This window comes from Mesotoga sp. UBA5557 (assembly GCF_002425715.1).
In the GTDB taxonomy this organism is placed as follows: domain Bacteria; phylum Thermotogota; class Thermotogae; order Petrotogales; family Kosmotogaceae; genus Mesotoga.
In genome coordinates this window covers 1-7,579 of record NZ_DIMV01000031.1, presented here as the reverse complement: position 1 = coordinate 7,579, position 7,579 = coordinate 1, and the positions used below count along the sequence as shown (strand labels likewise).

The following is a 7,579-nucleotide window of genomic DNA, read 5'->3' as shown; positions in this document are numbered from 1 at the left end:
GCGCCATCTCTTGACCCTACCTTTGAAGAAACGAGTGGAAGATCGAGGGAACGAGAGAGAACGCTTTGAACTTGAGATGAAGCTTCGCTTCGAGAAAGACGATATTCGAGACCACCAACATTACGAGAAATAGCAGATCCTGTATTTTGCAATGCACGATGACAGAACAAAAGAAGCGAAAAACGATGCGAGACGCGCTTCAAAGAGCACACACCCCATTTGCAATTGGTCACCCCCCGCTGAAGGGGATTTAAGATCAAGAGCAGAAGAGTGGTTCATCGTTCCGACACTACGTGTCCAGGTTCTTGGTTGAAGACCACGAGATCATGAGACAGCGAAACGGATGAGATGAGATCCAGAGAATATGATGTGGGTAATGATGAGCGTAGAGCGGGGATTAAGATCAAGAGGAGTAGAGATGCGTGAAATCGTGATTACTTGACAATGGTCACTGATTCTGGAACCAAGGAATGAAACATTTGAACTCCAAGAAGACGATGAGGGTATGATAAGGCTTTGCTAGAATGACAATATCTGTGAAAATCATCACACTATTTCCCTATGCGTTCCACAATATCTAATCTTGCCAGACTTATGTTCGGGAATCAGTGTGCGAAATGGCGTAACGAATTTCAGATACAGAGTCCTCAAAGACTTCAAGAAGCTTTTTATCATCCAGTGTATTGAGGATCGTGTATCGTTGCCTTATCGTTCTGGCAATCTTCAAGATCTCAGAAAACCTGCCACTATCAAATAGATCCTCCGGTAGATAGTTGAAAAATCCTAGATCGCAAAGGAGTTCCAATACTTTTTCATAGAGCTCGGCATCATACGCTTTGAGGACAATACAAGTGTAGAATCCAGTCTGATGGCCATGGAGAAAGTTACTGTTGAAAACAACATCTGCCGCGTGGGAGAGCATGTGCTCGGAACCGCTTGCAGAACGAGAGTTCCCCGCATATTCCATGGAAATTCCGCTCGTGATCAGCGAATTCACTAGTGTCTCCACAAAGTCTTCGTCATCAATGCTGGCGTGCCTGAAGTTGAGCAAACTCTTGTAGCTCATTACAGAAAGCGTCTTTGCGAAGTAATCGATCTGTTCTCCCGTACGCTGCGCTGAGAGCTCCCAATCAAGAATGGCAGGGACATTCGAAATCGCATCACCCAAACCTGCATAGAGATATTTCTTCGGTGCACTGTGTATTACGCTTACATCTGCAAAGAGGGCGAAAGGCATTCTCGCCCTGAGGCTGTCGCTTCTGCCATTGCTAAGCTTCATTGAAACGACAGGAGAACAAATTCCATCGTTCGAAGCTAAAGTAGGAAGAAGAATCAACGGGATGTTCAGAATGTGACCGAAGAACTTGACCGTATCGAGGACTGATCCACCGCCAATACCAACTAATGCATCAGGGCGAATACTATGAACAAGGTCGACTTTACTTATGAGATTGTTCAGGTTCGGCCTCTCATCAACCATGAACACAGATTGATCTTTGCTCTCTATTGAATCTCTTATATAAGGTAAGATGTCAAGCACTTCCTTCTGAGTGACAAAACAGACACTGTTGAATCTCATCATTTCTAGAAAAGCGGACAGTCCTTCAAAAGCGCCAGGCTTAACAATTATGTATTTTGGTATCTCTATCGATCTAGTGGAATGATCAATCAACACGTCACCTTCAGTTCGGAGCATTGGCAGACATTAATTTGAATCTGCTTCCAAATGAATTCTACCAGTTGCCCAAGCAGAAGGCAATTTAACGATCCCTTGTCTTTGTTGGCAGAAGAGTTGTTATGTAACTACATTATTGATTCGACATTTGTTTGAAGATCCCTATCTCCAAAACTGGATGTATGGACAAAGATGCCCGGCAAAAGACACCCAGAAGCGTCTGTCTAGATGGACCCCAGTCAAAAAAGGATACTTTGAGAATGTTCGTCCTAGTCAGCCCTTCGGGAGAGTTTCTTGATGGCCTCTTCTTCGGTAGCTACGAAGAAGTTCTGGGTGCCCCTGTTCGACTCGGCAATGAATGCACGCAGGCTGTTGCTATTAACACTGGTGAAGTCTCCGACAATTGCAAGCCTCAACCTGTAGTTCGTCATCTTCTGAAGAATCTCCCCCGCAAGACCTGTGTTGAGATCGTAGAACTCCTCTGGAAAGTGCTCCTTTCTGAATATGAAATCGGTGCAGCCTTCATAGACACTGTCCGATATTGAGTCAAGCAATGCCTGTGCATTACTTATAGCAACGTCTTGCGCATCATAAACTCCTATCTTTGCATTCTCATTTTCAATGATTTTCATTTTCTCACCGACCCCTGAGCGATCTCGGTATATGATATCAGAGAGCTGGAATGTAATCCAAATAGGGACTGATTCTCTTTCATGGCGCGAGCTTTGAGAACTACGAAGCGTTCCTCAAAGGGCGAAAAACAGACCAGTGCAACTGGCACCTTTTCGACCATGTTCAAAATTGCTACAGAAAGAGAAATGTGCTGGACGCAGAAAAGAACCGTTCCTTATCATCTGATAGATTGAGAGAGCAAACGAAAAAAGCCGGAAGTTCCCGAGAAGGGATACACCGATTTGCCCGCTTGTTTGATGTTGCCGACAAAGCATGAAATACTTCATGGCTGTTTGGATGCATCCGCATTATACAATATTACTCGAGAACAAATAGGTGTTTATGGGGGGATGTTCATGAGAAGAATACTGACATTGCTTTCTTTGGTACTCGCGATTCTAACGTTTGCACGATTCGAGATCAAACTGCCTGTCTTCTCGATGCCGGAGTTTGATTCAAGGAACGGTATCATAGAGGTCTTCACAGATTTCTCAGAGCAGAATCTATTACTTGAAGTGACTGTGGTCTTTGCGGATGAAGATCACCCGTGCGCGTTACTCGATTTCCTGTACGATGCCTACAGATTCTTCAGATACGGTCGTGTAGAAGATATAGAAACCTTCTACGTAAGATACAATTCCGACGGTCAGATAATCGTAATCGATTTTCCCGGCGTGTTCTCCGGAGACCACTCCTTCACTGACACGAAAGATCTGCACGGCTCGGCAGTCCTAATGATTCAATTCATAACGTTTTTGGAGGACAGGCCGATTGTTTTCGTGAACACTTGGAACCACATGTTCGGGGTCATGCCGTCTTTCGACAGAGCCACCGAGATTCTGTTCTTAGATTACGTTCTGACAGATGGAAAGAGAATCGATGCAGAGCGGAAATACTCATGGCATTACTGAACAGGTTTGAACTGTATCTCTCTGGAAGAAAGAGGCCGATTGTTCGAGAAAGCGTGAGAGCTGCTCATCAAGTGTAGACAGTTGATCATGTGAAGGACCATTATGTTGAGTCATTTTTTCTATGACGAATGAAGCGTTCTTCGCATGAAAATAAACCTGTAGAAACTATGAACGTAATTATTTGGATCGTCATTCCACAAAATTCCGGCCTTCTGTGGAGTGATAATCCGCGAACTCTTTTCGCAGCGGTTGTTCTGTAGATCCCTTCGCTTTTGTGTGGCGGTTGACTTATAATCTTTCATCGCAATCATTCAGCTAACGGCCGCCAGGTTGTTTGGAAAACATGAATATCGGCTCAAGGAGATGAAGTTCTTGAACAAAACCAGTCTAGAAAGGGTGAAAGTCGAAACAAGAGAGCTCGATAGGCGCGTGAAAAGCTACTCTGAGAGAGCCGATGACGGCACCGTACATGTCAAAGCAGACGACACATCGTTCGCAAAGCAAGATGCTGAAAAGCTTATCGAATTACTTGAAGAGCGGACCAGGTACCTACCATTGAGAAGAGGTCTGAGTGTTTCAATTGAAGGTCCTGAATCAGAGATGAAAGAGTTTATTCCGAGGGTCAGAAACTCTATCAGAGATTCTCTTGTTCCGCTAGTCTACTACGTTGATCTGGATCTGAAAAGACTGGCAAGATTAAGTGTCATTCTTATCGTGGTCGGCATGCTGGCAATGGGCAGCGCTTCGATCCTTACGGAATTATCATTTAACGCGTACGCTCTTCACGAAATTCTGGTCATTGCGAGCTGGGTTTTTATATGGGCTGCCGTTGAAACCTTCTTCTTCGAAAGAAGAAAGTTGAAGAACAGAAAGCACCATCTTCAAAGGATCTACTCAGCAGAGTTCACAACGGCTAATCAAAGGGGAAGTACCGCAACTCTAGATTAGCTTCAGCAGTAATACGTTATCGCTAGGAGGCGAATTCAGTGGCTAAGAAAATGCCAGTAGTTTACTGGGAAATCAACGCACTAGATGGGGAGTCACTTTCGGAATTCTATGAGGAAGTCTTCGAATGGGAAACAGAAGTTAGCGATACTAAATTCCATTCATTCAGGAGCGGAGACCCTAAAGGAATAAACGGAGGCATATTCACGGGAAAAGGCACTCTTCCTACTCACAGGGCTCTCTATATCGAAGTTGAGGATATGGATGAGATCATTGAACGAGTCAAGAATCAGGGACAGGAAATTCTCCAGGGGCCGTTCGAATCTGGGAATAATATCCTTGCATTCTTTACAGATCCAGAAGGCCATATGATCGGCCTGATACAGAGGAAGTAGAGAAAAGCACGATAGCTGCTGCGACACCGGCTTGTATAATGAATGTTGCTCGGATTCTTTCAAGATTTTAATACAAGAACTGAACCTGTAAAGTTAGAGACAGATCACTGAAGGCCGCTGTCATTGCGAAGCATCGATGATAATCAAGAATGCGAATGCTAACGAACAGTAAATAATGGAGTCCCCGGAAACGTCCCTCGTTGGGTCTCTGCAAAGAATTCATAGATTTTCTGGAAAGGGCAGAAAAGAGAACGGTAGCTTCTGAAGCAGCTGAGGAGTATCTCAATCAACGTTTCGATAGTATTGAAGCATCTCTGGCAAGAATCGAAAGTGAAGGCAATTTCATAACTGCCAAAGGAAAGAAAGAATTAATGCACTCCCTTGACGAGGCCGTCGAGGAGGCAGCAGAGGTCTTCAGAAGCTATGGTTTCATGTACACGAGATGGCCAAATCAAAGAGATCTCGAGCTGAGAAACAGAATCGATAACCTTGTTATAAAGAAAGAAAGCAACTCAGTTCACTATGAAAACCCTGCTGAGGTATTTGAAGTTGTGGAAAGACCGGCTGACTTGATAAGAGGAGAGTTGATCTGGCTGGATGTGGCATCGAATGCTATCACTCTCAAAGGTCTCAATTGTCCTTCGACAGAAATAGGCTAATAATTGAGATGAGGGCGGGTAGCGACCCTTCGACAAGATTCAAAGTATACGATCTGGATGCAGGCGAGTACGATGTCTTTGCTCTTCCTTTCGAAGCAGTTCAGATTGTCTCGACCGATCAATATAACTACAAATGGCGAGACGATGAAATACTTACCATTTATTCACACACCGGGCAAGCAGTTTCGGTCAATCGCGAAGGGAAGTTCTCTGAGTTTTCCTACAGCTCGGTAAACGGGCTGGAGTTCTTCGGATTCAGCGATACCGGCGACTTTGGCCTTTTCCGCGGGCAGAGGGGAAGATATTCGTCCAAGAGACGCAGACTTCTGCAGTGAAAAACATCGGAGTAACTTACTCGACGAACAAGCTTCACTGGCTGCCGGAAGAGGACAGAGTTTTCTTCATCGAAGAAAATGGCTTCATTGCAGTATTTTATGCAGTGAAGGGGACTCTATCTACAGAAGATCTCGTCCTCACCGCTTCATCCTGCGCGGTCCTCCCTGGCGGCAAGTGGCTAGTTTATGGAGATGCCTTCGAATTAAAGGCAATCAGACTGGATGGATCAGAAACAATCCGATTGCTTGAAGTATCTGAATCGAGCGAAATTTCAATCGCGGGGACCGTTCACTTGAGAGGAAATTTTTTCCTTCTCTTGTGGATGAAGCATGGAGAAGAATTCGACTACGCCGTTCAAGTGTGCAGCACATACTGATTGCGCAAAGTCTAGAGAGTGCCGGACACGCCACGGATTCTGCGTGATCAACTCTTGGCGGGAGCACCATTTGCATGAGAAAGAATTGCGGTCGTGGCGAAAGAAATACGTTAGTCTCTGTGAAGCATGAGAACTATGTTGACTGGACTGGAGAATGGCAGCCGATCAAATAACCTAAATGACAGATATTTGTCTCATCGCCTCTTTTCTGGGGGTGTATACTGAAATTGAAACCAAATCCTTATGTGAGGGGTGATTGTATTGAAAGTTACGAGGAGAGCTTCTCTGGCCGTAGTTCTGGTCTTGCTTCTTGGCACCATGCTTCTAGCGGCCGGAACCGAGTACACTGTTGTAAAGGGAGACACTCTATGGGAGATTGCAAAGACCTATGATGTCGACTGGAAGGAAATCGCTGAACTCAACGGAATCACTGATGAGTTTGCACTGCAGGTGGGAACGGTATTGAAGATTCCTGCGGCGTATACGGAAATATCGGTCATGATTCCCAATATCGATCATGATATTCCTGCTGTTATCTGCATCCCTAAAGGCGATGGACCATTTCCAATAGTCGTCATGCTTCATGGAACCGGCTCTGACAAGAGCGAAGCCGGCGGAGGCTACCTCCTGGCAGCTCCTGCTCTCGCAGAGGCAGGTATTGCCAGTGTCCGCTTCGACTTCATTGGTAATGGCGAGAGTACTGCAGACTACATCGACTACAACTTCACATCGGCTGTGGACGATACGAATATCGCCTTCGCTTACGCAGCAAGTCTTCCGAGAATAGACGGCCATAGAGCAGGAGTAATGGGCTGGAGCCAGGGTGGAACAATCGCTTTGCTCGCAGCAGGTGAAAATCCCGCTTACAAGTCCGTTGTTTGTTGGGCAGGCGCACCCGACCTGTCGGGTGTTGCAGATCTAGAAGCTTACGAAATTGCAAAGGAAAACGGATTCTATGAGCTTACATTTGAATGGAGAAGCTCCCTTAAGCTAGGTCTTCAGTGGTTCGATGAAGCTTATGGCACTGACGTGTTACAGGTCTTCTCTAACTCCACAGCGCCAGTACTAGCAATCAATGGTGCTCTAGATACAGTAGTTGATCCTGTAAATGCTCAGAGAATTGTCGATGCATCAAGAAACAATGAGTCAGAAGTTCTTCTTATAGAAGGCGCGGACCATACGTTCAACATTTTCACGGGGGACATGACAGCCTTTGATCAGTTGATCGGGGCCACCGTAGATTGGTTCGTCAAAACACTTTAGAGATCGTCTGAAAAAGAGGGACTCCATTTTTAGGAACAAGAGCAGTTCCTCGTTCCGACGCTTCGCGTCCACGTTCTTGGTCATCAGTTCCAAGTTCCAAGATTCAAGTTGCAAGTTATAAGAACAAAAGCTAAAAAGCGGCTCTCGGTTCTGGAGTCTGGCAAAGATTGAGCAATCACTATTCTAAATGCTCTCGAGGGTTTTATCCCAGATGTCTCTCCGCTGTATTCCAAGATCTAGTATTCGATTTCAACGAAGACGGCTCTAAACAGCGTACAGCGGCTCTTCCAGCGTACAGCGGGGTCACCGTTTTTAAGCGTACAGCGGATCTTCAGGGCGAGATCCCG

9 protein-coding genes are annotated in these 7,579 nt (G+C 45.5%); 7 read left to right on the top strand and 2 right to left on the bottom strand.

Annotated features, from left to right (window positions below; all coding sequences use genetic code 11):
• Positions 1–592: 592 nt before the first annotated feature.
• On the bottom strand, positions 593–1,672 hold the full coding sequence (locus B3157_RS03760) for an iron-containing alcohol dehydrogenase family protein (protein ID WP_292588964.1): 1,080 nt from the start codon (positions 1,670–1,672) through the stop codon (positions 593–595).
• A gap of 272 nt (positions 1,673–1,944) precedes the next feature.
• Positions 1,945–2,307, bottom strand: a complete 363-nt coding sequence (locus B3157_RS03755) for a DUF4180 domain-containing protein (protein ID WP_214060747.1) — start codon at positions 2,305–2,307, stop codon at positions 1,945–1,947.
• 396 nt (positions 2,308–2,703) lie between these two features.
• On the opposite strand from B3157_RS03755, the gene B3157_RS03750 reads away from it, so the two are divergent.
• The 7 genes from B3157_RS03750 to B3157_RS03720 all read left to right on the top strand — a co-directional run bounded on the left by B3157_RS03750 (position 2,704) and on the right by B3157_RS03720 (position 7,232).
• A complete protein-coding gene (locus B3157_RS03750) occupies positions 2,704–3,258 on the top strand; it encodes a hypothetical protein (protein ID WP_214079684.1) in 555 nt (184 codons plus the stop codon).
• Between the two features lie 372 nt (positions 3,259–3,630).
• Positions 3,631–4,206, top strand: a complete 576-nt coding sequence (locus B3157_RS03745) for a hypothetical protein (protein WP_213918274.1) — start codon at positions 3,631–3,633, stop codon at positions 4,204–4,206.
• 38 nt (positions 4,207–4,244) lie between these two features.
• Entirely contained in the window at positions 4,245–4,598 is a 354-nt protein-coding gene (locus B3157_RS03740; protein ID WP_213918276.1) for a VOC family protein, read from the top strand.
• Positions 4,599–4,798: 200 nt separating this feature from the next.
• Positions 4,799–5,257 (top strand): hypothetical protein, encoded by a 459-nt coding sequence (locus B3157_RS03735; RefSeq protein WP_292588959.1) that lies wholly within the window; start codon positions 4,799–4,801, stop codon positions 5,255–5,257.
• Positions 5,233–5,592 (top strand): hypothetical protein, encoded by a 360-nt coding sequence (locus B3157_RS03730; protein ID WP_292588957.1) that lies wholly within the window; start codon positions 5,233–5,235, stop codon positions 5,590–5,592. The genes B3157_RS03735 and B3157_RS03730 overlap by 25 nt, the downstream gene beginning before the upstream one ends.
• Positions 5,589–5,969, top strand: a complete 381-nt coding sequence (locus tag B3157_RS03725; protein WP_292588955.1) for a hypothetical protein — start codon at positions 5,589–5,591, stop codon at positions 5,967–5,969. The genes B3157_RS03730 and B3157_RS03725 overlap by 4 nt, the downstream gene beginning before the upstream one ends.
• A 261-nt stretch (positions 5,970–6,230) precedes the next feature.
• Entirely contained in the window at positions 6,231–7,232 is a 1,002-nt protein-coding gene (locus B3157_RS03720; RefSeq protein ID WP_292588953.1) for an alpha/beta fold hydrolase, read from the top strand.
• Positions 7,233–7,579 lie beyond the last annotated feature (347 nt).